The 26,805-nt window shown below is 52.1% G+C and carries 26 protein-coding genes and 1 pseudogene; 10 read left to right on the top strand and 17 right to left on the bottom strand.

Annotation, left to right across the window (positions count from 1 at the left end; genetic code table 11):
* Positions 1 to 104: 104 nt before the first annotated feature.
* Together A3224_RS13445 and A3224_RS13440 are read right to left on the bottom strand one after the other, a co-directional pair.
* Complete coding sequence (locus A3224_RS13445) at positions 105 to 1,310, bottom strand: IS256 family transposase (protein WP_067153116.1); 1,206 nt, start codon at positions 1,308 to 1,310, stop codon at positions 105 to 107.
* Positions 1,311 to 1,731: 421 nt separating this feature from the next.
* On the bottom strand, positions 1,732 to 1,950 hold the full coding sequence (locus tag A3224_RS13440) for a hypothetical protein (protein WP_067155638.1): 219 nt from the start codon (positions 1,948 to 1,950) through the stop codon (positions 1,732 to 1,734).
* Positions 1,951 to 2,502: 552 nt separating this feature from the next.
* Here A3224_RS13440 and A3224_RS17155 point away from each other — a divergent pair.
* Positions 2,503 to 2,736: a hypothetical protein gene (locus tag A3224_RS17155; protein ID WP_067155635.1), complete on the top strand. Its 234-nt coding sequence runs from the start codon at positions 2,503 to 2,505 to the stop codon at positions 2,734 to 2,736.
* Between the two features lie 1,130 nt (positions 2,737 to 3,866).
* On the opposite strand, the gene A3224_RS13430 is transcribed toward A3224_RS17155, so the two are convergent.
* The 7 genes from A3224_RS13430 to A3224_RS17340 all read right to left on the bottom strand — a co-directional run bounded on the left by A3224_RS13430 (position 3,867) and on the right by A3224_RS17340 (position 8,080).
* On the bottom strand, positions 3,867 to 4,595 hold the full coding sequence (locus tag A3224_RS13430) for a hypothetical protein (RefSeq protein WP_067155632.1): 729 nt from the start codon (positions 4,593 to 4,595) through the stop codon (positions 3,867 to 3,869).
* Between the two features lie 97 nt (positions 4,596 to 4,692).
* Positions 4,693 to 5,217: an SMI1/KNR4 family protein gene (locus A3224_RS13425; RefSeq protein WP_067155629.1), complete on the bottom strand. Its 525-nt coding sequence runs from the start codon at positions 5,215 to 5,217 to the stop codon at positions 4,693 to 4,695.
* Between the two features lie 142 nt (positions 5,218 to 5,359).
* Positions 5,360 to 5,635: a hypothetical protein gene (locus A3224_RS16990; protein ID WP_156481496.1), complete on the bottom strand. Its 276-nt coding sequence runs from the start codon at positions 5,633 to 5,635 to the stop codon at positions 5,360 to 5,362.
* A gap of 172 nt (positions 5,636 to 5,807) precedes the next feature.
* Positions 5,808 to 6,035 carry a hypothetical protein gene (locus tag A3224_RS13420; RefSeq protein ID WP_067155626.1) on the bottom strand — a complete coding sequence of 76 codons (228 nt, stop codon included), beginning with the start codon at positions 6,033 to 6,035 and terminating at the stop codon, positions 5,808 to 5,810.
* Positions 6,036 to 6,133: 98 nt separating this feature from the next.
* Positions 6,134 to 6,520: a hypothetical protein gene (locus tag A3224_RS13415; protein ID WP_139223195.1), complete on the bottom strand. Its 387-nt coding sequence runs from the start codon at positions 6,518 to 6,520 to the stop codon at positions 6,134 to 6,136.
* 70 nt (positions 6,521 to 6,590) lie between these two features.
* Positions 6,591 to 7,720 (bottom strand): IS3 family transposase gene (locus A3224_RS13410; RefSeq protein ID WP_407939252.1). Its coding sequence is split into 2 segments (ribosomal slippage): positions 6,591 to 7,462 and positions 7,462 to 7,720, totalling 1,131 coding nucleotides; the frame shifts between segments, so codons are not numbered across the junction.
* Positions 7,721 to 7,867: 147 nt separating this feature from the next.
* A complete protein-coding gene (locus A3224_RS17340) occupies positions 7,868 to 8,080 on the bottom strand; it encodes an SMI1/KNR4 family protein (RefSeq protein WP_156481495.1) in 213 nt (70 codons plus the stop codon).
* A 117-nt stretch (positions 8,081 to 8,197) separates the two neighbouring features.
* On the opposite strand from A3224_RS17340, the gene A3224_RS13400 reads away from it, so the two are divergent.
* Positions 8,198 to 9,187 (top strand): transposase, encoded by a 990-nt coding sequence (locus A3224_RS13400; RefSeq protein ID WP_067155620.1) that lies wholly within the window; start codon positions 8,198 to 8,200, stop codon positions 9,185 to 9,187.
* Positions 9,188 to 9,404: 217 nt separating this feature from the next.
* Here the strand turns inward: A3224_RS13400 and A3224_RS16650 are convergent, their stop codons facing one another.
* The 7 genes from A3224_RS16650 to A3224_RS13370 form a co-directional block, all read right to left on the bottom strand.
* A complete protein-coding gene (locus tag A3224_RS16650; protein WP_082817540.1) occupies positions 9,405 to 10,160 on the bottom strand; it encodes a lysozyme inhibitor LprI family protein in 756 nt (251 codons plus the stop codon).
* A 129-nt stretch (positions 10,161 to 10,289) separates the two neighbouring features.
* The gene (locus A3224_RS13395) at positions 10,290 to 10,700 is read right to left on the bottom strand and encodes a hypothetical protein (RefSeq protein ID WP_067155617.1); all 411 of its coding nucleotides are present in this window, start codon (positions 10,698 to 10,700) and stop codon (positions 10,290 to 10,292) included.
* 144 nt (positions 10,701 to 10,844) lie between these two features.
* Complete coding sequence (locus A3224_RS16980) at positions 10,845 to 11,285, bottom strand: hypothetical protein (RefSeq protein ID WP_139223197.1); 441 nt, start codon at positions 11,283 to 11,285, stop codon at positions 10,845 to 10,847.
* 281 nt (positions 11,286 to 11,566) lie between these two features.
* Positions 11,567 to 12,031, bottom strand: a complete 465-nt coding sequence (locus A3224_RS13385; RefSeq protein WP_067155610.1) for a Tse2 family ADP-ribosyltransferase toxin — start codon at positions 12,029 to 12,031, stop codon at positions 11,567 to 11,569.
* Between the two features lie 541 nt (positions 12,032 to 12,572).
* Positions 12,573 to 13,886 (bottom strand): MFS transporter, encoded by a 1,314-nt coding sequence (locus A3224_RS13380; RefSeq protein WP_067155607.1) that lies wholly within the window; start codon positions 13,884 to 13,886, stop codon positions 12,573 to 12,575.
* Positions 13,887 to 13,988: 102 nt separating this feature from the next.
* A complete protein-coding gene (locus A3224_RS13375; RefSeq protein ID WP_067155605.1) occupies positions 13,989 to 15,056 on the bottom strand; it encodes a sugar phosphate isomerase/epimerase family protein in 1,068 nt (355 codons plus the stop codon).
* Positions 15,053 to 16,225, bottom strand: a complete 1,173-nt coding sequence (locus A3224_RS13370) for a Gfo/Idh/MocA family protein (protein ID WP_231902394.1) — start codon at positions 16,223 to 16,225, stop codon at positions 15,053 to 15,055. Before A3224_RS13370 ends, A3224_RS13375 begins: the two co-directional genes overlap by 4 nt.
* Before the next feature lie 185 nt (positions 16,226 to 16,410).
* Here A3224_RS13370 and A3224_RS13365 point away from each other — a divergent pair, with 185 nt between their 5' ends.
* The 8 genes and pseudogenes from A3224_RS13365 to A3224_RS17335 form a co-directional block, all read left to right on the top strand.
* Positions 16,411 to 17,421, top strand: a complete 1,011-nt coding sequence (locus A3224_RS13365; protein ID WP_067155602.1) for a LacI family DNA-binding transcriptional regulator — start codon at positions 16,411 to 16,413, stop codon at positions 17,419 to 17,421.
* Between the two features lie 220 nt (positions 17,422 to 17,641).
* Positions 17,642 to 18,223, top strand: a complete 582-nt coding sequence (locus A3224_RS13360; RefSeq protein WP_067155599.1) for a gluconate 2-dehydrogenase subunit 3 family protein — start codon at positions 17,642 to 17,644, stop codon at positions 18,221 to 18,223.
* An 8-nt stretch (positions 18,224 to 18,231) separates the two neighbouring features.
* Positions 18,232 to 19,932: a GMC oxidoreductase gene (locus A3224_RS13355; protein ID WP_067155596.1), complete on the top strand. Its 1,701-nt coding sequence runs from the start codon at positions 18,232 to 18,234 to the stop codon at positions 19,930 to 19,932.
* Between the two features lie 50 nt (positions 19,933 to 19,982).
* A complete protein-coding gene (locus A3224_RS13350; RefSeq protein ID WP_197462994.1) occupies positions 19,983 to 20,861 on the top strand; it encodes a sugar phosphate isomerase/epimerase family protein in 879 nt (292 codons plus the stop codon).
* Positions 20,862 to 21,388: 527 nt separating this feature from the next.
* On the top strand, positions 21,389 to 22,519 hold the full coding sequence (locus A3224_RS13345; protein ID WP_156481494.1) for a TolB family protein: 1,131 nt from the start codon (positions 21,389 to 21,391) through the stop codon (positions 22,517 to 22,519).
* Between the two features lie 174 nt (positions 22,520 to 22,693).
* Positions 22,694 to 24,025: an endo-1,4-beta-xylanase gene (locus A3224_RS13340; RefSeq protein ID WP_082817538.1), complete on the top strand. Its 1,332-nt coding sequence runs from the start codon at positions 22,694 to 22,696 to the stop codon at positions 24,023 to 24,025.
* A gap of 143 nt (positions 24,026 to 24,168) precedes the next feature.
* Positions 24,169 to 26,037, top strand: a complete 1,869-nt coding sequence (locus A3224_RS13335) for a cellulase family glycosylhydrolase (protein WP_082817537.1) — start codon at positions 24,169 to 24,171, stop codon at positions 26,035 to 26,037.
* Positions 26,038 to 26,165: 128 nt separating this feature from the next.
* Positions 26,166 to 26,441 (top strand): annotated as a pseudogene (locus A3224_RS17335) (cellulose binding domain-containing protein); the annotation flags it as partial.
* 11 nt (positions 26,442 to 26,452) lie between these two features.
* On the opposite strand, the gene A3224_RS17435 reads toward A3224_RS17335, so the two are convergent.
* Complete coding sequence (locus tag A3224_RS17435; protein ID WP_067158041.1) at positions 26,453 to 26,788, bottom strand: hypothetical protein; 336 nt, start codon at positions 26,786 to 26,788, stop codon at positions 26,453 to 26,455.
* Positions 26,789 to 26,805: the final 17 nt, after the last annotated feature.

Genomic DNA, 26,805 nt, shown 5'->3' with positions numbered 1-26,805 from the left:
ACCTTTTTTCCCGATTGCTCTAGCCCAATTGAGGCAATAGTGCCACTTAGGGTTTGGATCGTATTCTTGGAGGGTGTTCAAAATTCTGTGTCAGCCAAATAGCCTCATAGACTGATGTATTTCTCCAAGCGTTCCGGGAAGTGGATCGCCAGCTGTGACAACGTCAGATTCCAATTCTGGATTGGGTGCGTCCAGCGCTCGGAGGCCTTCAGTATACCGGCGTACAGCAGCTTGAGTAAGCTGTTCTCATTGGCGAAGCCACCTTTGGTTTTGGTCAGTTTTCGAAACTGCCGGTGCACGGCTTCAACGGCGTTTGTGGTGTAAATTGGCTTGCGTACGTATTCCGGATATTTGAAGTAGGCCGATAGTGTGGGCCACTTGCTGCGCCAGGACTTGATCACCATCGGGTATTTGTCGCCCCACTTGGCTTCCAGCTCGTCCAGTGCGCTCTCGGCAGCATTGAGTGTTGCCGCCTTGTAGACACATTTGAGATCCGCCATAAAGGCCTTCTGGTTCTTCGAAGCCACGTACTTCATCGAGTTGCGGATCTGGTGGATCACGCAGTGCTGGATCTCTGTCTTGGGGTAGATACTCTCGATGGCTTCGGGGAAGCCCTGGAGGCCATCCACACAGGCGATCAGGATATCTTTGACCCCGCGGTTGTATAAGTCGGTCAGAACGCTCAGCCAATGGTGTGCGCCTTCCTGGTCGGACAAGTAGAGTCCCAGCAGCTCTTTCTTGCCTTCGATGTTCAGGCCGAGGATGGTGTAAATAGCCTTGCTGATATAGCGGCCGTTTTCCTTGATTTTATAGTGGATAGCGTCGAGCCAGATGATAGGGTAGATAGGCTCCAGGTCGCGCTCACGCCAAGCCTGAAGCTCGGGCAGCAGCTTGTCTGTAACGGCGTTAATGGTGCCGTTGGAGAGTTCCATACCGTAGATTTCGGCAATGTGTGTGCGGATGTCCTGGTAGCTGTTACCGAGGGCAAACAGGGCAATCACTTTGCGCTCCAGTTCGTCGGTAAGCTGCGTCTGATGCTTTTTGACGATCTGCGGTTCGAAGGTGCCGGCACGGTCCCGCGGCGTATCCAGTTCAAAGCTGCCAGCGGAGCTCTTCATGGTCTTAGATGTATGGCCATTCTTTCGGTTGGGCTTGTCCTCGCTTGCGAGGTGCTCCTCCAACTCCGCCCGCATGGCCGCTTCGGTAAGCTGTTTGATCAGTGGGGTCAGGATGCCGTCTTTGCCACTGAGGTCTTTGCCCTCACGCAGTGCCTTGATGGCGGCATCCATATCGAAGGTAGGTTTGGTCATAGGTCATCTCTTTTTTGTTAATGGTAAAGAAATGACACAGAATTCTGAACACTACCTATTCTTGTGATTTCTTGCCGCTGATACTGTGTCCATACATTGCAATTCCTTTTGAGTAAAAGCGGGCCGATTTTGGAAAATTACAAACTAATAATCAAGTTTTAAAATTCGGGTCAGAGTGGAACTTTATATTGCGGATGTGATGCTTGCCACAGTTGCTGTGTGATGCTGATCTATTTAAAGGCTGTTTCAGACTTGGTGTTTCAATTGATGGGTGTCCATTTTTGTTTTCACAGCTGGCGATCCACTACCCGGAACGCTTGGAGAAATACATCAGTCTATGAGGCGATTTGGCTGACACAGAATTTTGAATACCCCCAGGTGCACAGCACCTGGGTACTGAGCTTAGTCAGGAAAATGAAAGTTACACACCTGCTTCTCTACCACTATCTATATCTCGTTTAAACATAAAAATTACGACATATGCTAGCCCAAATATAGGAACTATTGAAAAAATGACACCAAGGAATGCTGCAAGTACAGGAGTCTCCGTTTTCCTGCGGCCAAGGAAGTAGCTAACAATACCAATAAAGATCGCAAAAACAACAATAAACTGGCCAAGCAATGCAATATTAATATTCACGATGATAAATTTCCTTTTCTTTTATAAACGTTTATCGTGCCCCAAAGGAGAATTTCGCATACCTCTTATCCAAAGATATAAATTTACGCTAGTATACTTTAACCTTCAATCTGCAAGAAGTGTAGAAATTTTCAGAATGACAGGTTAGGGAACCTCTGATCAACTCACCGTTTTCTGGGGGGGGCTGATTCATGGATACCCATAAAATAAAAAGCTTTCGATGCCAGTCGTATTGCAACATTCTCTACCTCATAGAAAATGCTGTTCATCTATACAGTAAATGAATAGCTAAAATGGGACACCCGCGCAAATCCCTAATCTCTCTCAAAGCTACCCCCTACTACGCTGGATATCTGTGCCTATGCTGTCATAAGCAACCACTACCATGTGGTACTGCATATCAATGCTGCGCAGGCTGAAGCCTGGACGCTGCGCGAGGTGGTGGACCGTTGGCATCAGCTCTGTAAGGGCTCGCCGCTCTCACAGCGTTTTTACTCGCAACGAAACCTTGAGCGCTGCGGAACTGGCTCGGCAGGAGGAGATAGCCACAGAATGGCGGGCACGGCTGATGGATATCTGCTGGTTTATGCGGGTGCTCAATTTCTCGAACGGCTACAGATCGATCCGCGGTATTGGCTCTATCTGAACCGTAACTTCGAAAGCCGCTTCAAGTCTCTGGTTGGAGCTGCGCACTTGGTGCGCAGCGCCTGTGAGCAACTCGGAAAGCGCTGGTCTCACGGTATCCGCGACTGCGAGCGCTACCTATCCCCACCGATCACTTCCTAAAATTTTTCCTGTCACGGAAAAACGCCATCGCGGGCTTCTGCGAAGGACTGATGCGCCACAACAAAGCTGTTTGGTGAAATTTCACATAGGACGCAGGCTCTACTTACCCGAATAGCAAGCTCTGGCAACAGCGAGCTAAGAATGCAGCAGCCTTCCCATCAATGTTTCAATTAATGGGTGGCCGCTGATTGTTATGCCTAGTGGCTGACATACGCTTCATACTCCTTTCCTCTATTGTCTTTCAAATAGGCTTTAACCCATATTTGATGTGATGGAGTACTAAATATATCGGTACGCATTTCCGTGATAATACTTGCATCAACGCCGTGGCTTGCTAAGTGCTTGGGCAGCCAATCCTAGTATGTCGCTATGGACTTTCGAACTCTTTTTGAAAAATTCGATGAGTCGTAGTTTATTCTCGGAATCCATTGAATCGAAATGGTTTCACCCTTGACTTCCCGTGCCATAACAATCAAATCATCAACAACGTAACCATCATCAATATAATTCATTAGACTCACGAATGAGTGGCTGAAGTTGTGAGACATTGACTTTAAATCTTTGTATTTCATAGTTCAAAGGTATAACGCCCGTAGCAGGCGCGTTTTTGTAGGTGGTTTTTGTATGCCAGCGTAGCGACCGGCATGCAAAAAGTGCCGCACTGACTACGTTTTTATGGCATTTTTTACTACGTGGGGCTGATTATAAAACGCATTTGTTTTTGATTAATAACTTTTTCGACTTCTGCTTCTGCATGAGTAGCTAACAAGGCGTCCGAAAATGCTTGGTCATTTGTTACCTCCATAAGAAATTCAAGCTCTTCACTGAATGACTCACATTGCTCGGGATCAAAAACAGTATCAATTATTGGCTCAACAATCTTCTGAAAATGTAATTCGTATGCAGCTCCGTAGGATAAAAGTCGAGACCATAGGCGCTCTGACACGCAACCCCAAAATTGGACCGGGAAGAAAACTTTGATCTACAGCTGCAAGTTCAACCGATTCATCGTCGGTGAATTCCCCGGGGCTTACTAGCTTCTTCAGATTCTCATTCATGATGCATAACGCTCTGCATCAGCGGTCAAAATGAGAGCATAGCGAATATTTTGATCCGACTGCATGCGCTTGTTACATTGTGGTTGCTTCCCACCCTTGAAGGTGGGTCGCTACCATTGTTTTAATTTCTTTAAGACGTAGGTAGTCGTCTTCTGTGGCAGATATTTTTGTATACATTCCCAAAACATCTACAATAAACGAGCAACTCGTTTCTACACCGTCTGCATTTTGGTAGCAACTACCAACCCAAAGCCCTTTGTAACTGTTGCTAGGTTCATAATCTGTTGTTGGCTTAACTGTAACGAGATCCCAGAACCCACCAAGTTTTTTCCCTTCATGCTCACGAAATACACGGTAGAGTCCCAAGTCATCGTCGTATTCTACAAAACCATTCTCAAAATCTCCGGATAGTGATAACGGCTCGAATCTTTTGTTCCAGCTCCAGAGTTCAGTCATTTCTTGTTCTGAACCATCAGACAAGGTGACATGAATGTTTCGAAAGTAGCGATCATCTTTACCACCTTTCAGTTTAAACTCTGGTATATGCTCTTTTGTATAAGCACCGTTAAACCAAATGAAAATATCCGGCCCTTCTGTATCGAAGCCTTCTGCTGGCGACTGATTTGGTAGCGTACCAGGAACCACGAAACGATAAGGTATTTTGAAGTTAAAGTTTTTGGTGTGATATGAGATCAAATCATTCGGTTTTGGGGCTCTGTATACGGATAGAGTAAACAGCACGGTGACTATTCCAGCCACTACACCAAAAATGCCCAGAACCCACTTTATTAATTTTTTCACGTTAGCTCAGTATCTCCAGAGTAATGTAGCGCCAAGGTCTGCTGATTTTTAAAGTGGAGGCGAAGCCGGAGCTTGAAAAATTCCGCAGCACATTTTGTTATATTATTTCTTCACCTAATGTTTCTACCACTTTTATAAGCCAATTTTTAAAAGTACGCCATGAATTTATTTCGGTAGAAACATTTACGTATTCAAAAACTGGGTACTCATGGCAATAAATGTCAAAATTATTTGGACCTTCTCTATTCATGGTAAATCCAATGTGGTCGCCCATTGAATTAGATACACCTATCATACAAAAAAGGTCAGTGATAGGTTCTTCTTCGTCCATAGTTTTGAGCTCTTCATGAGTCTTAATAATTTTATCAAGAGTAAAAATATCAATGCCTAAGCCAAGCTGTGGATCATTGAACAAACATGTATTACCTATTTCCTTCATGAACGTTCTAAACTCAGTAGGAAACCGCCAACTCAACGCCTTCTCTGCGGAAGCGATTTCTTCATCTGAGTAGACTTTAAATTGGTGGAATTCGCAATGAACGTTTTTGCCAATATGGATAGCTGCTCCATTACTTTTAGCAATCCAGCTTTTTAATTGTTCGATTGCTTGATCGTACGTCATTCTATCTCCGCTGTAATATAACGCTTAAAGCACGCCCAATACCGGAGCTTGAACTTTGTGCGAGTATTTTGGCGCACAAAACTCAAGTGGAGAGTATTGGATTGCCGTGACTTTTTTTGTTATGTGTTTTATACTGAATTGTTTAAGTGATTGCATAATAACCAAAGACAACGATTGGGATTAATATTGTAACCAATGTATACGCTACAAAATCTGAATATATATTTTTCTCTAGAGCCTTTAGTCCATCCCTGATTGAAAGCAGAGATATTACGGTTAGAGCTAAGCCCACATAAATTGGCCAGCTTTCATAATCACCCCACCCCATATAAATATAGATGGGGCCTAGTACGGAACCAACCCAAGCTACGACTAAGGCTTTAGCTCCTATATATGATACATAAAGGTCTTGATTCATGGTTTACACATAACGCGCTTTAGCATGGGCCGTAGTGGAGGTGTTTTTGATATTAGCGTTAGCGTACAGCATAAAAAATACCGGAACGGAGGTCCAGCCGAAGGCGGACATGGCTAAATTGGTTATGTGTCGCTGCTTGCACAGCCAAGGGATACCCCCAACCATAAACAACCTAAAAAACTGGGACAGCCAAATATAGAGCCACCACCATAATCCGCAAAACCACAACGGAAGCAGCCTCTTTCCAATTGCTGATAAATAGCGCGATCCCGCTTTCATGAACCCAAGATCCATCGGAAGTATAAGTAGCCCCTTGATTGAGGAATACAGTAACAATAATGGAAGTAGCCAGACCCATCACAATTGCTATCAATACACTTTTCGTAATTATTTTTTTCATAGAACTATGACACATAACGTTTTGCTAAAGGGCCGAGCGGCATAGCCGCCAGGTCCAAGTGAGCGAAGCGAATGGCTTTGGGCAACTTGTTATGTGCTTTAGTCTCCATCGAACACGACACCTACTTCTTTTGATTCGGCTTCATCAACAATTGATTCAAACTGTGAAATAAACTCCAGCACCTTGGATTTGCTCACTTTGGTGTATAAATCTTTTTCTTCAGGGTGTGTTTGCTTGCCGACAAACTCTTGCCAATATTCGGGCTTAGATGAAATTCTGTTTTTCACATCTTTTATGAGCCTTTTAAGATGTACCAACTCAATAGTCTGGAACGTAACTCCATCATATAGATCAATGTATTTTCCGGTTACTGAGCTTAGATGATCTATTTCAGGCCCCATAACCCAATAAAAAACTTCTGGTTCAAAAGCCAGTTTGTATTCCATTGATTTTGAATCTTTTCCGATTCCTATAACTAGAGACATTCTCTAATTCCTTGGTAACACATAACACCTCAAACACCGGCGTGGTGAAGTTGTGACCTGCCCCCAATTTTTAATCCAACCTCGTGTTAGTAATGTTCGTGTTGATAGATTCTTTTTTGTGCGACCTGAACGCTGCTGCAAATTCCGCCGGTGTCTGATAGCCCAGCGATGAGTGTGGCCGCTGCTCGTTGTAGTCTTGCCGCCACTGGCTGATCAGCCCCCGAGCATGAGCCAAGTCCCGAAACCAGTGCTCATTGAGACATTCATCCCGAAATTTGCCGTTGAAACTCTCGATATATCCGTTTTGTGTCGGCCTCCCTGGCTGGATCAACTTTAGCTCAACCCCGTTGCGATAGGCCCACTGATCAAGCGCTTTGCCGGTAAACTCCGGCCCTTGATCTGTCCTGATGGCTTTGGGATAACCACGGAAGGCCGCTATGGCATCCAAACTCCTCACCACCTGCTCTCCAGATATCCCGCTGGCTACCTGAATATCGAGACACTCCTTGGTGAAATCATCGACAATGGTCAGACACTTGATACGACGGCCATTGGCCAGAGCATCCATCACGAAGTCCATCGACCACGTATGGTTCGGGGTTTCCGGTAGCGATAGAGGCTGTCGCTCAACCATAACGCCCTTGCGACGCCTACGTTTGCGGACGGCTAGTCCCGCCTCGTGATATAACCGATAGACCTTCTTATGGTTCACTTTCAGCCCTTCCCGACGCAGCATCTGGTGCACTCGCCGGTAGCCGAATCGCCGTCGCTCGAGTGCTATTTCCTTGATACGTTCAGCCAGTTCAGACTCTGTAGCCTTTTTGGACTGGTATCGCATGGACGCGCGAGATAACCCGACGAGCGAACAGGCCCTACGTTCTGAGATAGTCGTTTCCGACCGCATGATTTGTACGGCCTCGCGCTTGTTGCCGACGGTTAGTACTTTCCCTTAAGGGCAGCCTTCAATGCTTCCTGATCCAATAGAGACTCCGCCAGCAGCTTCTTAAGGCGGGCATTCTCCTGTTCCAAGGCCTTGAGCCGCCGGGCCTCAGATACCTCCAGACCTCCATACTTCTTACGCCAGGTGTAAAAAGTGGCATCCGAAATACTGTACTTGCGGCAAAGCTCTTTCACCGGGATACCGGCCTCAGCTTCCTTCAAGATTGGGATAATCTGTTCTTCAGTAAAACGTTTCTTCATGTTCATCGTCCTCATTGGTGATGAACATTACTAGGATTGAAGTGGACTAGAAAGTGGGGAGCAGGTCAGTTGGCGGCTTTTGTGCGTTTTTTTTGCACAAAAGATGACAGCTTTGCCACGTCCGCGTGATTTGACTTGTTAGGTGATTTATTCAATGTAGATTATATTACCATCTAAATCATAAACCTCTTCATATTGAAGGAGGCTTGATAAAAACTCTTTAAAAGTATTTGCTACCACGAGGCTATTACCATCATCAGTCTCTGTGACAATAACTTTGGGATCAGTTAGGGAATCGCTGTAGTCTAGAGCTAACCAAGTATGGCTATCACCTTCAAGTGCTGATTCATGGACACCCACAAAATTGCTGATTCATGGACACCCACAAAATAAAAAGCTTTCGACGCCACCCATATTGCAACATTTCTTATCTCACAGAAAATACTGTTCATTTATACAATTGGGTGAATAGCCAAAATGGGACTCCCGCGCAAATCCCTGATCTCTCTCGAAGCTACGCCCTACTATCACTGCGTCTCCCGCTGCGTGCGCCGCGCTTTCCTGTGTGGCAGGGATGAGCGCTCCGGGCGCTGCTTCGAACACCGAAGGCAGTGGATCGAAGATCGGCTGTTGGAATTAGCCAAGGTATTTGCGCTGGATATCTGTGTCTATGCAGTCATGAGTAACCACTACCATGTGGTACTGCATATCAATGCAGCACAGGCTGAAGCCTGGACGCTACGCGAGGTGGTGGACCGCTGGCATCAGCTCTGTAAAGGCTCTCCGCTCTCACAGCGTTTTACTCGCAACGAAACCTTGAACCCTGCGGAACTGGCTCGACTGGAGGAAGTAGCTACAGAATGGCACGCACGGCTAATGGATATCAGCTGGTTTATGCGGATGCTCAATGACTCCATTGCCCGGCACGCTAATCGAGAGGATGGCTGCACTGGTCGCTTTTGGGAGGGCCGATTCAAGTCTCAGGCCTTGCTCGACGAGCGGGCTCTGGCGGCTTGTATGGCCTATGTGGACCTGAACCCAATCCGGGCCAAAATGGCTGAGACGCCCGAAACTTCAGACCACACTTCCATACAGCGGCGTATTTCGGCAGCTCAGGATGGCAGGCAGCCACAGCACCTTTTTCCCTTTGCTGGTAATCCGAGAAAGCCCATGCCTGTGGGACTGCCGTTTCAGTTACAGGATTATCTGGAGCTGGTAGATTGGAGCGGCCGTTACCTTCGTGAAGACAAGCGAGGCGCTATCAATGAACAACTGCCGCTGATTCTCGAGCGGCTGCAGATCGATCCACTACACTGGCTCTACCTGAACCGCAATTTCGAAAGCCGCTTCAAGTCTCTGGTTGGAGCTGCGCACTTGGTGCGCAGCGCCTGTGAGCAACTCGGAAAACGCTGGTCTCACGGTATCCGCGACTGCGAGCGCTACCTATCCTCACCGATCACTTCCTAAAATTTTTCCTGTCACGAAAAAACACCATCGCGGGCTTCTGCGAAGGACTGCTGCGTTACAGCAAAACAGCTTGGCGAAATTCCACATAGGGCGCAGGCTCTACTTACCTGAATAGCAAGCTCTGGCAGCAGCGGACTAAGAGTGCAGCAGCTTTCCCATCAATGTTTCAATTGATGGGTGTCCAATTTTGTTTACATTTTGTTTATTTAATTTTTGTTTATGGGTGTCCATTTTTGCTTAACAGCATAAGTTCAGATAACTTTTGTTCTGCTGTACGACGATAGCAATAAGCGAGACTAAGGTGTATGCTATCGAAATTATCTAGATCACTCATTTGGTTTGTGAGTTTACAATATGCCTCTCTATAATCTCTCCAAGAAGTAATAGAATTGTCAAAACTACTTATAAGGCTTTTCCCTTCAGGAGTAAGCTCTAAATCTCTCCTAATCTTCTTTTCGATAGCTTCAATTTTTTTCTCTGCTATTTTATTATGAGCCCAGCCACACTGTGCTGCGCCCCACTTCCCACCTGAATCTTCACAAGGGTCATATACAGATAATTCAATACAACGAATAATTATATCTTGATTTTTGCTTGCCCGACAAGATTGACGATCAATCACAAAGTTTGGTTCATTAATAAAACCTGACAAAGTATCTCTTAGGCGTTCAATTCGCTCTTTATAAGTAGATTTACATTTTTCAATATCAATACGACAGGAAGAATTTCTAAGCGTTATCCATTTTCTTTGTTCTTCTCTCACTTCTCTAACTTCATCTGAATTGTTAGAAAGGGTCTTTATTAAGGATTTATAAACATCTGAAAGGTGTTCATCTAGGTAGCTAATAGAATGATTAGAGCATATCAAATGTTCAGCATCGTTACCTGCTTTTTTACAATTAAAACTCGCTGAAAATGATGGCGCAGAAGTCAATATTGATAGTATAAAAGAGATAATTATAACTTTATTCATTGGTTGCCTTTTATCATATAACGCCCAGCGCAGGCACAGCCAGAGCGGAGCATATTTTGTGTTAATGTTTGAGCGACAGCGAGTAACATAAAAAGTGCGTAGTGTTGGCTGTCGCTCTGCCGCTGTTTGTTATGTAATTATTTCCACTGAGCCAAGGCCAGAAAGAAGATGTCTTCTGAATTCCTCAAACTTCTTGGCCGGGAATACGAAGCTAGGAAATTTTCCTGGCTCAATCTGATTATAAGGAAGAGTAAAATAGCAGTCATTCTCAACAACTTCTAAGGCTACTTTTTGAACCTTATTGACAGGGATGGACACTTCGGAAAATGCTATTTTTCCACCTGAAAATTTCACAAAACTTACCGGATCTTCGACCTTCTGGGGGCCACTTTCCTTGAATAGAGCTATCAGTAGGAAGATATTGGTAATAGCGCTTAGCTCTAAGAGCTTAAATTCATACTCTGTAGTCAGGACGAACAAACAGTACACGACTACAATTGCACACCAAATAATCAGCATTCTAAGTCTGTACTTTTTCATTGCACTTTAGCTCTTATGATTACATAACGCCGTCAGCAGGGGCGGCCAATGCTGTGCACGTATTGTGCGAAAATGGGAGCGCAGCGACCCGCACAATATGTGAACAGCGTTGGACGTCCCGCGGAGGGTCGAAGGCCCGGAGCTTTACTGCTTGGCATTGTTATGCACCTTACTTTTAGCCCACTCTAAAGCCCAGCCCTCATGTGCGTTCCCACGATTGTAAACCACCATTAATGTATTTTCTGACGTTAATATTTCTTGTTGATCTTGCAGGAAAACTAAGAATACCGCATTTTCTGAAAGGTCCGGACTTTTGCATGGCTCCGCACTTAGGTAAAAGTAGCCTTCTCGCGCAACCTCTCCTTTTAATATTGGAGAAATAGCAGAGTAACGCCACCTAAGATGAGGTGGTCCATCTAAGTGTTCTGCTTCAACATTTGCCAAAAATACGACTTTTGCTGCTTCATATGCGGAATTCAAAATATCAACTCTATCGAGTGATTTTCGATCGCCACAATAAATATCAATTGCTAATGCCTTTCCACTAAAGGTGAATACTAAGAATAACTGAATTACTCTAGTCATGCTCTTGCCGCATAACGCCTTGGATAAGCCGCCGCTTTAGCGGTCGGCTTAATTCACTTGTTAGGCAATCTAAAGTATCTTATCTAAAGGCAGACCAACCTCATCCTCTATAGATTTGTATTCGGATTTTAGGTACTCCAGAAACTGTGTTAATTGTAAATGATGTTCTTCATAGTCGGATCGATCCCGAATTGTCTCACTATTTAACAGGCTTTCAGTGTATAACACTGCATCCCTAACTGCGGAGAGCATTAAAGGCGCCCATGTATTCGGTATTTCCATTATACAGCTTCCTTAATTAAGTCTTGCGCAAGTGAGTTCAGCAACATCTTAAACCGCCACAATGGCATATCAAAAGCTGGGGCAATTGTATAATGGGTTGCATCAAAGCGCGAATTATACTCATCTTTAACTATGGCAAGCCCATAAGGTAGTGTTGTGCCTTTAGGAATTCGAAAATATTCCCAATTTTTTCCTTTAGGAAGCCCCGGCTTGTCAAAGGTACTTAGGCCTCGCGGTCTTTCTTTGACCTTTACCCACTTTTCCTTCCCGACATTTTCTATTTTAATATCTGCTGGCCGAGGCCGACCATTAGATAACATATACGGTTCCTCTACAAATTCGAAGGGCTCCTTGTTCGCTTTAACGTTCATCGCCCTCCATAAATTGATTGGGACCTGCCCATCAAAATACTTCTCTATCTGATTTTTCGATAGTAATACGTCCTTCAAAACAGTAGCAGTCATTGCTGTATTTCATCCTTTTAAAATTAGACGATACTGCCTAACAGTTTTATTCACAGTCCAGTGGCTCTATATTATCTTGGCTCTTGTTCACAGGCGCGCAATACCACACGCTGGAAAATCTCCATTGAAATCAATGAGATAACCTACAGCTCGATTTGAATTCAGGAGTTAAACGAGCAAGATGCTCAGTTATCTTTTTGTTGATGTGGCTCCAAGTTTTATCACTACGCCGTTTAAAGTCAACGAGTTAACAACTGCTCATCGGTGAATAAGAGCCGCCGTCTACTGAGCACGGGCTTGATATATCGGTTCCTGCAACAATGATGTTTGTATAAACAGTTTTCAGGGGCTCTACCATGGTCATGGGTGACGTTCGTCCCAGGATATCCGCCCAAGCAACAGCTTCTTCAGTATGACGGCTGGATGCTCGGTGGAGTAACGAGGCTATGTGTTCTTGTTTGTCGCCCCCCTGTCTTGCTTTCTTTGTTTCAGTAGAAGCGAAACTGTCCTGATACAGGGGGGAATTGCGGCGGGTTGAGTTTTATCCCGGTTCTACAGTGCGGGGCTCTGGTGCAGCACTGCTGCGGCGGTCGTAGAGCCAGATAGCGCCAAATACCAGTAATAGTGCCATCGGCAACAGGGCAACCAGGGCGAAGGACTCGGCCGCAGCCAAACCCTGTATCTCCGCCAGCGCTTCGGCGGACAGTTGTGAAAGGTGTTCGGAGCCGCCGGCTAGTTCGGCCTTCACTTGGTCGTAGTAGGCGCCGAGCATGGGGAGTACAAAATAAATGGACAGGGCTCCGGCAGATCCCAGTAGGCCGATCATCAGAGAACCGCCGCGAGGATAGCGTTCGGATACGCTGGCGAGCATGGTGGGCCACATAAAGCAGACGCCTGTGCCCCAGACGGTGGCGGCGAGGAGCGCGGTTATCGGTCCCTGGGCCTGAGATAGCAGCCACAGGCCCAGTGCCGCCAGCAGGCTGGAAAACCACAGCAGCCCGGCGTTGGAAAGGCGGTGTGCCAGGGGGCCGGCGAAGTGGCGCATTACGAACATCAGCCCGCTTACGTATACCAACAGCAGCATACCGCGGAAGCCCACCTTTTGAGTCAGGGCCAGGTCCACCCATTGCCCCGGTGCCAGCTCTGAAGCCGCGGTGAGCAGCATTGCGCCGAACCAGATAAAGAAGCTGGGGCGGCGCACTATCTCTGCGAACATCTCGCCCATGCTGATGCCGTTGGCGGCACGTTCGGTAGGAGGGAAGGGGGTGTTGAGGGACAGCAATATCACCGCGGATGCAGGTAACAGAACAAGAGCCAGTGCCCACTGCCAGCTAATATTCAATGTCCCCAGGACCACACCCGCGAGCCCTCCGGCGATCATGCCTGCCGGCCACCAGGCGTGCAGTACGTTCAGGCGGTGGGTTTTTTGCTCCGGGTAGAGAGCTGTGGTCATCGGGTTGATCGTCGCCTCCACGCAGCCCCAGCCGATACCGCATAACAGCATGCCGCCCCAGATTACTCGGTAGGCAGCCTCTCCCCCGAGCAGCGGTGCACAAATCGTCAGCAGAGTGCCCCCGCCCAGGCAGGTACCGGCGGCGATTACCACCCGGCGCATACCCAACAGGTCCAGAAAGGGGCTGACCGCGAAGAGGGTAAAGGCAAAGCCCAGAAAGGCTACACCGAGGGCTTCGGCGATGAGTGTCGCCGACCTGGCGAGGTCTATGGCGTCGAGTAGCTCGGTTTTGATATCGCCCGCCACGGTGGCACGCAGGGAGGCGCTCATGGCGGCGGTGAAAAGGGCGAGGACGCCGATAAGGAAAAGTTTACTGCGGGGGTACTGCGCGGGACTAGTCATGGTTTTTCTCCCATCGCTTTATTGTTGTTATGGGCCGCGCCGCAGCTGTTCGTTTGGCGGTGAATGAATTGCGGCGCGGTTTTGTTTGCCCGCCGGCTCGAGCTATCTGATGCCTAAAATGCGCGCGTTGCGCCCGGCATCGCTGGCCCCGCCGGCGAAGTCGTCGAAGGCCTTGTCGGCGCGGCGGATCAGGTGTTCGCGCACGAAGCGCGCCCCCTCGCGGGCGCCGTCCTCCGGATGTTTGAGGCAGCACTCCCACTCCACCACCGCCCAGCCGTGGTAGCCGTACTGACTGAGCTTGCTGAAGATACTTTTGAAATCTACCTGGCCGTCGCCGAGGGAACGGAAGCGGCCGGGCCTGTCCTGCCAGTTCTGATAGCCGCCGTAGACGCCGGCGCGGCCGTTGGGGCGGAATTCGGCATCTTTAACGTGGAACATGCCGATGCGGTCGTGGTAGCGGTCGATAAAGTCCAGGTAATCCAGCTGCTGCAGGACGAAATGGCTCGGGTCGTAGAGAATCTTGGCGCGGGGGTGCCCGTCCACCGCCTGCAGGAACTGCTCGAAGGTGGCGCCGTCGTGCAGATCTTCGCCTGGGTGTATTTCGTAGCAGAGGTCCACGCCGGCTTCGCCGAAGGCGTCGAGTATGGGCTCCCAGCGCCGCGCAAGTTCCGCAAAGCCCTGTTCCACCAGCCCTGCTGGCCGCTGTGGCCAGGGGTAGACCAGGTGCCACATCAGGGCACCGGAAAAGGTGGCGTGGGCTGTAAGGCCCAGGCGCTCGCTGGCTTTCGCGGCGAGCAGCAATTGTTCGATTGCCCAGTCGGTGCGCGTATCGGGCTTACCGCGCAGTTCCGGTGGGGCGAAGTTATCGAACAGCTCGTTGTAGGCCGGGTGTACGGCCACCAGTTGTCCCTGTAGGTGGGTGGATAGCTCGGTGATTTCCACGCCAGCATCCGCGCAGAGCGCGCGCAGGTCGTCGCAGTAAGCCTGGCTTTCGGCGGCGAGGCGCAGGTCCAGGCAGCGGCTGTCCGAGGTGGGGATCTGCACTCCCCGGTACCCCAGGTCCGCGGCCCAGCGGCAGATGGCCGCGAGGCTGTCGAACGGCGGTTGGTCGCCCATAAACTGGGCGAGAAACAGGGCGGGCCCCTTGATGCTTGAGTCCGTTGTACTCATGAGAGCACCTCGGTCGGCGAGTCCACGGTATCTGCCAGGGCCACCCAGTTGCCGCGGCTGGCGACGACCGCTTCAATAAACGCCATACCGCGGATACCTGTTTCTATACCTGGATAATTGGCTGGCACGCCGTCGAGAATCGAAGCGGCGAAATCCCGGTAAAGGTTGGCCATGGCCTCGAGGTAGCCTTCCGGGTGACCGGCGGGCAGTCGCAACCCCTGCAGGGCGCGCGGGTGCAGAAAATTTTTGTCGCTGCCTGCGCGCAGCAGGCGCACTTCGCCGCCGGGGATTCGATGAACCAGAGTATCCGGCGCCATCTGGCGCCATTCCAGCCCACCTTTTTCTCCATAGATGTGTAGGGTCAGATCGTTTTCTTCGCCTGCGCAGACCTGGCTTGCGATCAGTACGCCGCTGGCGCCACCGGCGGTGCGGAACAGGGCCGCGCCATCGTCATCCAGCCGCCGCTCCTCGACGTGACTGCGCAGCTCAGCGCACAAATGGGTGATGGGTTGGCCGCTGACAAATTCCGCCAGACTGAAAGCGTGGGTGCCGATATCGGCCATACAACCACTGGCGCCGGCCAGAGCGGGATCGGTGCGCCAGCCGGCCTGCTTATTGCCGCTGTTTTCCAGCCCGGTGGAGAGCCAGCCCTGGCGGTAGCTTACGTAGATTTTTCGTATGCGGCCCAGTGCGCCATCGATCACCATTTGCCGCGCCTGCTGTACCAGCGGATAGCCGAGGTAGGTGTGGGCGAGGGCGTATTTGCGGTCACTTGCGTCGAGGGCGCTTTTCAGCCCCTTTACTTCCGCCAGTGACACGCCCGCGGGTTTTTCGCTGAACACGTGAAAGCCGGCCCGGAGTGCCGCCTCGGCAATGGGTACATGCAACTGGTTGGGTGTGGTGATAGTGAGCGCTTGCATGCGCTCGGATTCCGGCAGGGCGGCCTCGGATTCGATCAGGGTGCGCCAATCCGGGTAGATGCGGGCGGGGCTGAGTCCCAGGGCGCGGCCGCTGCGGCGGTTGTTGTCCGGGGCTCGGCTGAAGTTGCCGCACACCAGTTGAATGCGTCCGTCCAGGGCTGCTGCCGCGCGGTGCGCGGCGCCGATAAATGCACCTTCACCACCGCCGACCATACCCAGGCGCAACTTGTGACTGTCCGACTGCTTCACCCAGCCCTCCTGAGGAAAACCGCTGATTGTTGTTTTCCGCTCCGACGGCTGGCGGTTGCTTGTGCGGAGGAATGTAACGGGTTACATTTTTTTATGTCAATAGCCGGCGGGATGGATAGCGCGCCACATTTGGTGCTTCGCTCCGGCGGACGGCGGCTGCTTTATTGCTGAAGGTGGAGTTTCCCATGTCGAATATCCGCACCGTGGCCAGGCTGGCCGGCGTATCCGTGGCTACGGTATCGCGCGCCCTGGCCAAGCCGGACCTGGTATCTCCGCGCACGCGCAAAAAGGTACTGGCCGCGGTGGAGGCGGCCGGCTACAAACCCAATCTGATGGCGGTGCAGTTCCGCTCGCGGCGCACGCGCAATCTGGCGGTCTTGGTGCCAGTGATCGCCAACCCCTTCTTTTCCCGGGTGATTACCGGCATCCAGGGCTGCGCGCGGGAGGCCGGCTACCAGGTACTACTGTGCAATACCCAGGGGCGCGAGGAGACTGAGCGCGAATACGCGCGCATGGTGCAGAATTTTCAGGCGGACGGCGTCATTCAGCTGCGCGCCTTTGATCCCTTCGCCGATAGCGGGGTGGGTTCCGATTTCCCCGGCGGTTTGCCGCCGCTGGTCAATGCCTGCGAGGTGATGGACGACTGCCGCTACCCCTCGGTGAAGCTGGACAACCGCGCCGCCGCCCGCGCTATGACCGATCACCTAGTGCGTCTGGGGCACAGGCGTATCGGGGTGATCAAAGGGCCCCAGCGCAGCCCGCTAACCCGCGACCGTATCGCCGGCTATCGGGACGCCCTGGATGCAGCCGGTATCATCTACGACGAGACGCTCTTATGCCCCGGCGATTTCACCCTGCAGTCCGGCCACCGCGCTGCCGGCACCCTGATTACCCGCGATAATCCGCCCAGCGCCATCTTCTGTGAGAACGACGAAATGGCCATCGGGGCGATACAACGTATCAAGCAGGGCGGGTTGCGGGTCCCGGAGGATATTTCCGTAGCGGGATTCGACGATATTGCCTTTGCCTCCTACAGCGATCCGCCACTGACCACCATTGCTCAGCCGGCAGAAGAGTTTGGCGCCACTGCGGCCCGGCTGCTCATCGATCAGCTGGAGGGGCGGCAGCAAGGGGTTACCCACAGTGTCCTCCCCTATGACTTAGTGGTGCGCGACAGTACGGGCCCGGTGCGCTGACCGCTACCACTCGGGGTGAGTTTGCGCTCACTTTAGCGGGTTTCACAAGCGATGGGACCGGCAACCCCAAGCTGCCAGTTGCAAACGGCGCCAGATTGTTTTGCACCACTTGTGGGCATGGGTGAAACCGGTTACATTCTTTTGGTGCGTATGTTGCAAAAGTCCGGCCGTGCCCCGGCGCGGTGGGAAATATCAATAAAAATAACGAAGGATGAGAGCAATGAGCGCGACCGAACTAGGCCCGGATCAGGCCCGGCGGGCGCTGCTGCGCCGCGCTGCCTTGACGCTCGGCGTGAGCGCGATTTCCCCTGCCGTCAGCGCCGCCCTGCTGCGAGCGGGAACTACTCCCCCATTGCATCAATTTTCCGTGGCGCACCGGGAACTGGTGGCGGAACTGGCGGACATGATTCTGCCCGATACCGACACCCCCGGCGCCCGCCGTGCTGGTGTGCCCCAATTTATCGAAACTTTGTTCAGCCAGTTCACTCCCGGGCACCGGGCGCGTTTCCTGCGCGGTCTGGAGGAGGTCAATGCGCGTGCCAGTGTCGAGGCCAGTGATGGTTTTCTGCGCGCCGATGCCACTGCCCGCGAGCGTATCGTCGAGCGCATGGACCGGGAGGCTTTTTCCGGGGGAGACTCTTCCCGTTATTCCTTTTTCCGCGAGTTCAAGGAACTGACACTGATCGGCTACTACACCTCTGAGGCGGGTGCCAGCCGCGAGTTGCGTTACGTGTCTGTGCCTGGTGACTATCGCGGTTGCGTGCCGTTGGCGGAAATCGGACGCTCCTGGGCGACGGAGTAACGCAAACAATGAAAACTCCCATCTTCGACGCCATAGTGATCGGCTCTGGCATCGCTGGGGGCTGGGCGGCCAAAGAGCTCACCGAACGCGGCCTGCGCACGCTGCTGATTGAGCGCGGTTCTGAGATATCCCACCCCCGCGATTACAAAAGCGACTTTGCGGCCCCCTGGGAGCTGCAAAACCGCGGCCTGGTGCCCGAGGCACTCGCGCAGCGGGACTATCCGGTGCAAAGCAAGTGCTACGCCTTTAACGAGCAGAGTCGCGATCGCTTCGTCAATGACCGTGAACATCCCTACGAGCAGGTGGCGCCTTTTGACTGGATTCGCGGTTATCAAACCGGCGGCAGATCGATGATGTGGGGACGCCAGTGCTACCGTTGGAGCGAACTGGATTTCACCGCCAATTACGAGGACGGCCACGGTACCGATTGGCCCATCCGCTACCAAGATTTGGCGCCGTGGTATGACCATGTAGAAGCCTTCGCCGGTATCAGTGGCAACCGCGATGGTTTGGCACAGATTCCAGACGGCAACTTCCAGCCACCGATGGCAATGAATTGTGTGGAAAAAGCGGTAAAGGCGCGTATAGAAAAAGCCTTTCCCGACAGGCGTTTGATCATAGGCCGCGCCGCACACCTGACGGCGCCGGAAAAAATTCATACTGACCTCGGGCGCGGCAAATGTATGAACCGCAATATGTGCGAGCAGGCCCGCGGTTGTTCATTTGGTGCTTATTTCTCAACACCCGCTGCCACACTGCCAGCGGCGCGCAGAACCGGCCGATTGGAAATGGTGCACGATATGGTTGTGCGCGAAATTATTTTCGATCGCGAGCGCGGTCGCGCCAGCGGTGTGCGCGCGGTGGAGCGAGATACTCTCCGGCCGCGTGAGTTCCAAGCCCACCTGATCTTTCTCTGTGCCGGTACACTGCCCAGCACCCAAATCATGTTGAATTCGGTATCGGAAGCATTTCCAAATGGCATTGGTAACGGCAGCGGCGTACTGGGTCGCTATTTGATGGACCACCATATGCGGGTCAGTGCCGCGGGTATCTATCCCGGATTCGAGGATCACTATTACAGCGGCCGCCGTCCCAACGGCATTTATATTCCGCGCTTCCGCAACCTGGGTCACAAGCGGGAAAACTATCTGCGCGGTTTTGCCTACCAGGGGGGCGGCGGGCGCGCGGGCTGGCGGCGCGGGGCCAGCGAAGCCGGATTTGGCGTCGACTTCAAGCGCCGGCTGCGAATGCCGGGTCCGTGGTATTTCTATTTATCCGGCTTTGGAGAAATGTTGCCCAGGCGCGAAAACCGCGTTTGGTTGGATCCGGAAAAACGCGACCGCTGGGGTATGCCGCTGCTACACGTGGAGGCGCGTTGGAGTGAAAACGAGTATCGCATGCGGGAAGATATGCTCGCTTCCGCGGTGGAAATGCTCGAGGCTGCGGGGTTGAAAAATATCAATTCGTCAAATGAAGAGCACGCTCCCGGACTCACCATCCACGAAGCGGGTACCGCCCGTATGGGGCGTGACCCAAAAACTTCGGTACTCAACGCTTACAATCAGTGTCACCAGGTGCCGAACCTGTTCGTCACCGACGGTGCCTCTCTGGCTTCTTCGCCCTGCCAAAACCCTTCATTAACTTTAATGGCTTTAACCGCGCGGGCAGTGGCTTTCGCAGTAAAAAAATTTCGACAAGGGAAGGTGTGATTGGCTTTGAGCGAAATATGTGGACTGGATAAGAGAAGCAATTTTTCTGAATGGATACATTATTTGCGGAGGGATCAATGCAGCGTAGAAGATTTTTGCAACTGGGTGCACTCGGGCTGGCTGCCGCCGGGATGGGTGTGACGGCGCTAGCGGAGGATAATGCCTTCAGGCCCAGGCAGGAGGAAGCCGGAAAAATTCCCGGACTGCAGTTATATACGCTGCGTTCGCTGATGAAAAAAAATGTGGCCGGTACCCTGGCAGCGGTGGCGGAAATCGGTTATCGGGAAGTGGAGTTTTCCGATTATTTTGGGCTAAAGCCCACAGAAGTGAGAAGAATGCTCGATGCCGAAGGGATTTCAGCTCCGGCAGTGCATGTACCGTTGCAAATATTGGAGACGCAGCTGGAACAAGCATTGGAAGCCGCGCACCGTATCGGTCATCGCTACCTCGTTTTGCCGTGGCTGGAAGAGAGGCAGCGTGGTACGGAAAACTTCAAACGGCTCGCGGAGCGCTGCAATGAGTGGGGTGAGAAATGCCGTGCAGCCGGCCTGCGGTTTGCCTATCACAACCACGATTTCGAGTTCTCTGCAGATGGAGGGTTCGTCCCTTACGATTGGTTGCTTGAAAATACCGATCCAGATCTAGTGAGTTTCGAAATGGATCTTTTTTGGATAGCCAAAGCGAATCGGGAACCTGAAGGATACTTCAAAAAATACCCGGGACGTTTTCCCCTCTGGCATCTAAAAGACATGGATGCGAATGGAAATATGGTGGATGTTGGTGCGGGGGTGATTGACTTCAAAAAAATCATCCTCGGCGCAGACATGGCTGGTTTTGAGTTTGGATTTGTGGAGCATGACCAGCCAGATGATCCTTTGCGAACGGCAAGCACTGGATTGGCGGCGGTGCGATCCTGGGAGAGGGGATGAGTTTTCGCCTTCACTTCCGTGAAATGTGTGGATAGAATGCCGCCCCCCCATCCATCCATGATGGATGGATGTTTCGTTGGATTTTTGTTTTTTGAATTGTGGTGCGAGCTTGGGCGGGTGGAGTAAATCCCCCGTCTTTTTTTTGCGCCAAATAATTTTGATTGCGACGCACAGGAACTGAAAATTTTTGTTTTGAGAACCTTGTAGTAATTTTACAAATGTGTGGCGCGTAAATTATCGGTCCGATTGTGGCGCCGCAATTTTATTGTTAGCGTAAACAAACCTTATCTTTCCCCGGTGCAAGAGTGCTCTTGTGCCGATGTAGAGGGATGAGATAGGCCATCGACGATTAGCGAATATTTATTCGCAATAAAAAGGCAGGGACGCCGGATTAGTAAACTCTTCCGTTGCGCCCCCAAAAGCCAAATAAATTACTTTCTCGCACCACCTGGACTTTTATCTCATAGGGCTCTCTTGCCTTGTGAGGCTGCGATCTAATGTGCAGATTGCACTGAAAAGGGGTGCGTGTGTCAGAAAGAATGAATGAAGTCTCTTCTGTGTGGAAGGTTGCCTGGGTGGTTGAAGCTGTCCGCATTTATTTTGCGGTGGCCATTTTGGCAATGATTCCTGTCTCCGTTCGTGCAGATCTTGTATTCAGTGCTGCCGGCGCCGGGCCTGTGGCTAATCTCTATGCGGTGGATTCCGCCGGCGATCTGCGCAGGATCACAGACAATATCCGTTGGCGGGATATCGATGCAGACATTGCCGGTGATGGCCGGGTCGTCTTTAGTTCCAATCGCGAGACAGAACCGAAAATCGATGTTGAGCGACGTTCTGAGCATTTCCATCTTTACCTTACTGATATCCATGGCAGATCGCCGGTTCCGCTGACGGCGGGCAATAGTGACGAGCGCATGCCACGCTTCTCGCCTGACGGGCGCAGCGTCGCTTTTATTCGCCATGCTCCCGGTGTTCAGCAGCTGGTGATGATTGAGCTTGGCGGCGAGGAGCAAGTAATTTTTTCCGCGGAGGAAATATTTGATTTTTCCTGGTCTCCGGGTGGGGAAAATTTAGTTCTGGCACTGCGTAATGGCGCGGAATCGGCAGTTGCGCTGAAAGCGGTCTCGGGCAGTCATGAAGACGTTAATACAGTGGCGCGGGGCGCTGGTGATGACTGGCTGGTTGCCGCGCGCTGGTCTCCGGATGGACGCCGAATCGCGCTGATCCGCCACCCGCTGCGGTTGGGCGAGCGGTCGTTGTCAGTGTTGGATCTGGCAAACGGAGATGAGCGCCGTCTGTCGCCGGCGGGGGTTGAGGTGCAGCAGTCGGTGGACTGGTCCGACGACGGTGAGCGCCTGCTGTATGCGGCGCTGGTGGATTATAACTACCGCTACGACGAGGCAGCCCACAAAAAAATACACGAGGGCGCCATGCATATATTTCAGTCCTCTATCGATGGTGAAACCCGGCGACTGAGCGCGGGCGGCGGTCTGCACAGAGCGCCGGTGTTTTCGCCAGACGAAAAGCGAATCGCCTTTCTGTATGCACCATCGCTGGATGCCCGCCGTTTGGCGCTGCGCACCATGCGTGTCGACGGAGAGGGGGTGCGAGAGCTCTATCCCGCGGTGACGCGTCATTCCGGGATTCTTTGGCGCTAGCGCGGTGATGAGGTGCCTGGCCGCAATTCGGAAATCAGATGTCGGTTCTGCGGCAGGTAAATAAAGATGTCAGAACACCGTATGGCATCTATGCGGTAGTGGTTAAGTCGGTGGGTAGTAACGGCAGAGAAGTAAACAAAAGCGAAATAATGAGAGAAGCGAAAGGGTGAAATCATGAAAAAGACACTGGCCATAGCCCTGCTAATGGCGCCTCTCGTCGCAGTGGCCCAACTGGCGGACGGGAAAAACAAATTCCTGGGAAATATTTCCCAAAACAACGTGCCTGGCAATTTCGGTAACTACTGGAATCAGGTCACCCCGGAAAACGCAGGTAAATGGGGATCGGTGGAAGGCAGCCGCGACAGTATGAACTGGAGCGGCCTGGACGCCGCCTACAATTACGCCCGCACAGAGGGGATTCCTATCAAAATGCACACCCTGGTATGGGGTAATCAGGAACCGGGGTGGGTCAGCGGTTTGAGCCAGCAGCAGCAACTGGAGGAAGTGACCGAGTGGATACAGGCCAGCGGTCAGCGTTACCCGGAAGCGGATATGTGGGATGTGGTCAACGAGCCGTTGCATGCGCCGCCCTCATATGCAAATGCGCTCGGCGGCGCGGGGCAAACCGGCTGGGACTGGGTAATCAAATCCTTTGAGCTGGCACGGCAGCACGTAAACGGTCAGTTGTTAATTAACGAGTACGGTATCGTCAATGACGGTAACGCTACTTCACGTTATCTGGAAATTATCCAGTTACTGCAATCCCGAGGATTGATCGATGGCATCGGGGTGCAGGCACACAGTTTCAACGTGGTTCCCGCTTCGCCGGAAACCATCCGTCAAAACCTCGATCGCCTCGCTGCCACCGGGTTGCCCGTCTATGTGTCCGAGTTGGATATCAATAACCCGGATGATGCCGCGCAGCTGGCGCAGTATCAGCAGAAATTCCCTGTCATGTGGGAGCACCCTGGTGTGGCCGGGGTAACCCTGTGGGGATATATCCAGGGTATCACCTGGCAGTCGGACGCCTGGTTGGTGTCCGCGGATGGCAGCCGCGAACGGCCGGCGTTGACCTGGCTGCGGGAATATCTCGGTGGTGGCAGCTCTTCCAGCAGTAGCTCCTCTTCCAGCAGCAGTAGCTCTTCTTCCAGCAGTAGCTCTTCTTCCAGCAGCAGTAGCTCGTCATCCAGTAGTTCCTCGGGCGGCCCGTCATTGTCCTGTGCTTCGGAAGGTATGGACGACTGGGGTGCCGGCTTTGTCATTAATTACCGGGTGACGAATAACGGCGGTCAGGCGGTGGACAGTTGGGCTGTCCAGCTGGACTTCCCCCATTCTGTAACGATTTCCAACGCGTGGAATATCGATTTACCAGTTACCAGTGGCAGCCAGTTGTTAGGTGGCAACGTTGGGTACAACGGCAATTTGCCCCCGGGCGGCAGTGCGACTTTCGGCATGCAGGGTGGGCCAGGAAATGTGGGTATACCGGAGTGCACCGCTGCGCAGTGATAGAGGAATAACCATAAGGTGCGGCTTTTTCAAGCTGCTTAAAAAATAGCGCACCCAGAAACAGGAGTAGTTCGGTAAAACCCAAATTACCGAGCCAGGGAAGGTACAACGCAATAATTAATTTCTCGATAAGGGAGAGAACCATGTATCGGTTATGTAAATCCAGTGCCCTGATGGGGTTACTGTGTCTCGGAGTCGCCGACGCCTATGCGGCTGAGGCAAATATGAATATCGTCAATGACTGGGGATCAGGATTTCAGGGGGAAATCACCGTAATCAACGATGAGTCTACCACCTTGTCGGACTGGACCGTCGAATTTGATATGGCGGTAGACATTGGTAATTTGTGGAATGGTGTTATTTTATCTCATGTGGGTAACCACTATGTAGTGGGGGCAGCGGATTACAATTCCGAAATTGCGCCGGGCGGTCAGATAAGCATTGGCTTTATCGGTGCACCGGGCAATGCGTCGCCGGTTCCGGTCATCGTCAACGGTGATGGAGGCAGTTCCTCCTCCAGTTCATCCAGCTCCTCGAGCTCGTCTAGCTCTTCGAGTTCCAGCAGCTCAAGTTCTTCCAGCTCCAGTTCTTCCAGCAGTTCCTCCAGCGGCGGTGTGGTATTCCGCGTGGATGAGACCGGCAATATCACCAAGAACGGTGAAGTATTCCCGGTGCGCTGTGGTTCCTGGTTCGGCCTGGAGGGCCGGCACGAGCCTTCCGATGAGCCCGTAAACCCGAGCGGTGCGCCCATGGAACTCTATATCGGTAACACCGTCTGGGCGAACAATAATCAGGGCACTGGCCGCACCATTCAGCAGACCATGAGCGAGATCACCGCCATGGGAATCAATGTGGTGCGCCTCCCTGTTGCCCCGCAGACCTTGGATCCGAACGATCCGCAGGGCAAAGCTCCCTATCTGAAAAACCACGAATCTGTGCGGGTGCCCAATGCGCGTCAGGCGCTGGAAGAATTTATTGTCGCCGCGGATCAGAACAATATCGAGGTAATGCTCGATGTGCACTCCTGCTCCAACTATGTGGGCTGGCGTGCCGGCCGTTTTGATGCCCGTCCGCCCTATGTGGACGCCGATCGCGAAAACTACGATTACCCCCGCGAGGACAGCTCCTGTGCGGCTACCGGTAATCCGGACAGCGTGACCCGCATCCAGCCTTACGACAAGGAGGCGTGGCTCAATACGCTGCGCGAACTGGCCGGCATGGATCAGGCGCTGGGTGTGGACAACATTATCGGTATCGACATCTTCAACGAACCCTGGGATTACACCTGGGAAGAGTGGAAGACCCATATCGAAGACGCCTATGCAGCTATTGACTCAGTGAACCCCAACCTGCTGTTGTTTGTGCAGGGTGTTTCGGCCACCGCCAATAACCAGGACGGTACCCCGGAAACTTTCGTCGAGGTACCACACGGGGATGAGTTCACCGTGCCCAACTGGGGAGAAAACCTCTTCGAGGCCGGTGACAACCCGCCGGATATTCCCAAGGAGCGGCTGGTATATTCACCGCACACCTATGGTCCCTCTGTGTACGTACAGAAGATGTTTATGGACCCGGCACAGCCCGAGTGTGCGGATCTGGAAGGGGATGCCGCCGGTGATGCCGACTGTAATATCGTGATCAACCCGGAGATTTTGCGCTCCAGCTGGGAGGAGCACTTCGGCTACCTGCGCGATCTGGGTTACGCCGTGGTGGTGGGCGAGTTCGGCGGCAACCTGGACTGGCCCAACAAAGCTGCGTTGCGCGACCAAAACCGCTGGGATCACATCCAGCCGGGTATTGTTGATGGCCAGTGGCAGGAAGCCTTTGTGAATTACATGGCCGAAAAAAATATCCAGGGCTGTTACTGGTCCATCAACCCCGAATCCGGTGACACCGGGGGCTGGTACGGTCATGCCTATGACCCGATTAGCAACACTGCTGGTTGGGGTGAGTGGCTCGACTTCGATCAGCGCAAGACCAACCTCCTCAATATCCTGTGGGGAAATCAATAAAGCGATAAGGATTCCCGGAACAGGCATCCGAGTGCCGAGCTTACGCTCGGCATTCTCTGGCCACAGGGCGGTGTTGTTCCGGGGATTTTTCCAAACATCCGATTCGCAATTTGCGCTAAGAGGAAAACATGTATCGATTATTTAAGCGAAGCGTATCGCTTCTGGGCCTATGCTTGGCGGCGCCCAGTGTTTATGCCGCCCAGGCTTCAATGAATATCGTCAACGATTGGGGCAGCGGCTTGCAGGCGGAAGTTGTCGTGGTCAACGATGAGTCTTCGGCGACCAGCGGCTGGACCGTGGAATTCGATATGCCGGTGGATATCGGGAACCTGTGGAACGGTGTTATTGTTTCCCACGTTGGCGATCGTTATGTGGTGGAAGCCGCTGATTACAATGGTGCCATTGCTCCCGGTGGTCAGGTGAGTTTTGGATTTGTTGCGGCGCCGGGCAATATAGCTGCGGTGCCGGTGACGGTGGAATTTGAATATGGGGATGGCGGAAGTTCCAGTTCTTCGAGCAGCTCTTCCAGTTCATCCAGTAGCTCTTCCAGCTCCAGCTCTTCCAGCAGTTCGTCCAGTTCGAGTTCGTCCAGTTCGAGTTCGTCCAGTAGCTCTTCCAGTTCATCGAGCAGTTCCAGTTCGTCCAGCTCTTCCGGCGGCCGTCTGGATAATCCATTCGCCGCTTCCAGCAGCTGGTACGTAAATCCGGAGTGGTCGGCCAATGCGTCGTCGGAGCCGGGCGGCAGTGCCATCGCCAACTACAGTACCG

Origin of the sequence: Microbulbifer thermotolerans (genome assembly GCF_001617625.1) — a bacterium.
Classification (GTDB): Bacteria; Pseudomonadota; Gammaproteobacteria; order Pseudomonadales; family Cellvibrionaceae; genus Microbulbifer; species Microbulbifer thermotolerans.
The sequence above is the reverse complement of the archived record's forward strand: the minus strand, read 5'-3'. Positions and strand labels throughout refer to the sequence as shown.

Excerpts from the sequence above, each read along its gene's own strand:
- A3224_RS13415 (WP_139223195.1), bottom strand. The coding sequence starts at position 6,520 with ATGTCTCTAGTTATAGGAATCGGAAAAGATTCAAAATCAATGGAATAC.
- A3224_RS13365 (WP_067155602.1), top strand. The coding sequence starts at position 16,411 with ATGTCGAATATCCGCACCGTGGCCAGGCTGGCCGGCGTATCCGTGGCT.
- A3224_RS13425 (WP_067155629.1), bottom strand. The coding sequence starts at position 5,217 with ATGACGTACGATCAAGCAATCGAACAATTAAAAAGCTGGATTGCTAAA.
- A3224_RS13340 (WP_082817538.1), top strand. The coding sequence starts at position 22,694 with ATGAAAAAGACACTGGCCATAGCCCTGCTAATGGCGCCTCTCGTCGCA.
- A3224_RS13375 (WP_067155605.1), bottom strand. The coding sequence starts at position 15,056 with ATGAGTACAACGGACTCAAGCATCAAGGGGCCCGCCCTGTTTCTCGCC.
- A3224_RS17435 (WP_067158041.1), bottom strand. The coding sequence starts at position 26,788 with ATGGCACTGCCGCCCGGCTCCGACGACGCATTGGCCGACCACTCCGGA.
- A3224_RS16650 (WP_082817540.1), bottom strand. The coding sequence starts at position 10,160 with ATGAATAAAGTTATAATTATCTCTTTTATACTATCAATATTGACTTCT.
- A3224_RS17155 (WP_067155635.1), top strand. The coding sequence starts at position 2,503 with ATGGCGGGCACGGCTGATGGATATCTGCTGGTTTATGCGGGTGCTCAA.
- A3224_RS13395 (WP_067155617.1), bottom strand. The coding sequence starts at position 10,700 with ATGAAAAAGTACAGACTTAGAATGCTGATTATTTGGTGTGCAATTGTA.
- A3224_RS13335 (WP_082817537.1), top strand. The coding sequence starts at position 24,169 with ATGTATCGGTTATGTAAATCCAGTGCCCTGATGGGGTTACTGTGTCTC.
- A3224_RS13380 (WP_067155607.1), bottom strand. The coding sequence starts at position 13,886 with ATGACTAGTCCCGCGCAGTACCCCCGCAGTAAACTTTTCCTTATCGGC.
- A3224_RS13400 (WP_067155620.1), top strand. The coding sequence starts at position 8,198 with ATGGGACTCCCGCGCAAATCCCTGATCTCTCTCGAAGCTACGCCCTAC.
- A3224_RS16990 (WP_156481496.1), bottom strand. The coding sequence starts at position 5,635 with ATGAATCAAGACCTTTATGTATCATATATAGGAGCTAAAGCCTTAGTC.
- A3224_RS16980 (WP_139223197.1), bottom strand. The coding sequence starts at position 11,285 with ATGACTAGAGTAATTCAGTTATTCTTAGTATTCACCTTTAGTGGAAAG.
- A3224_RS13355 (WP_067155596.1), top strand. The coding sequence starts at position 18,232 with ATGAAAACTCCCATCTTCGACGCCATAGTGATCGGCTCTGGCATCGCT.
- A3224_RS13350 (WP_197462994.1), top strand. The coding sequence starts at position 19,983 with ATGGATACATTATTTGCGGAGGGATCAATGCAGCGTAGAAGATTTTTG.
- A3224_RS13445 (WP_067153116.1), bottom strand. The coding sequence starts at position 1,310 with ATGACCAAACCTACCTTCGATATGGATGCCGCCATCAAGGCACTGCGT.
- A3224_RS13385 (WP_067155610.1), bottom strand. The coding sequence starts at position 12,031 with ATGACTGCTACTGTTTTGAAGGACGTATTACTATCGAAAAATCAGATA.
- A3224_RS13360 (WP_067155599.1), top strand. The coding sequence starts at position 17,642 with ATGAGCGCGACCGAACTAGGCCCGGATCAGGCCCGGCGGGCGCTGCTG.
- A3224_RS13420 (WP_067155626.1), bottom strand. The coding sequence starts at position 6,035 with ATGAAAAAAATAATTACGAAAAGTGTATTGATAGCAATTGTGATGGGT.